Annotated in this window: 1 protein-coding gene; it reads left to right on the top strand. The window is 66.4% G+C overall.

The genetic code is table 11. The annotated features are described in order from the left end of the window. Positions 1–628 (top strand): IS30 family transposase (locus GTW58_RS13490; protein WP_245195277.1); only part of this gene is annotated, 628 nt, incomplete at both ends.

The raw sequence follows: 628 nt of genomic DNA, 5'->3' as shown, positions 1-628 counted from the left end.
GAGCAGTTGTGGTCGCCCGACGAGATCGCGGTGCGCCTACGGTTGGATCATGCCGATGATCCGCAGATGCGTGTGAGCCACGAGACGATCTACCAGTCGCTGTTCGTGCAGGGCAGAGGCGAGTTGCGCCGTGAACTGGCCCGGTGCCTGCGGTCCGGAAGGACGGCTCGCAAGCCTCGCGGGGCCATCGAGGGTCGTGGCCGCATCCCCGGCATGGTGATGCTCAGCCAGCGCCCTGCCGAAGCCGACGACCGTGCAGTGCCCGGGCATTGGGAGGGTGACCTCATCCTTGGTCAGGGCAGCCGCAGCGCTGTCGGGACGCTCGTCGAGCGCTCGACACGGATGACATTGCTGCTGCACCTGCCCGATGGCAAGAGCGCCGAGCAGGTCGAGGCAGCAATGCGCGCCGCAATCAGCAAGCTGCCGTCCTCCTTGGCCCGAACGATCACCTGGGACCAGGGCGCGGAGATGGCCAAGCATGCTGCGTTCACTACCGCCACGGGCATTCCGATCTACTTCTGCGATCCTCAAGCGGACTGCCAGTTTCTTCGGGGCGGAGCTCGAGGCCCAGCAGCACAAGAAGTAGCCGCGTTCATCGACGCCCACCGCGACGTCGTCGTCGCGGGTC

The organism is Kocuria subflava, assembly GCF_012163155.1.
Classification (GTDB): domain Bacteria; phylum Actinomycetota; class Actinomycetes; order Actinomycetales; family Micrococcaceae; genus Kocuria; species Kocuria subflava.
Note: the sequence above shows the minus strand (reverse complement) of the source record. Positions and strands in the feature narration are given on the sequence as shown.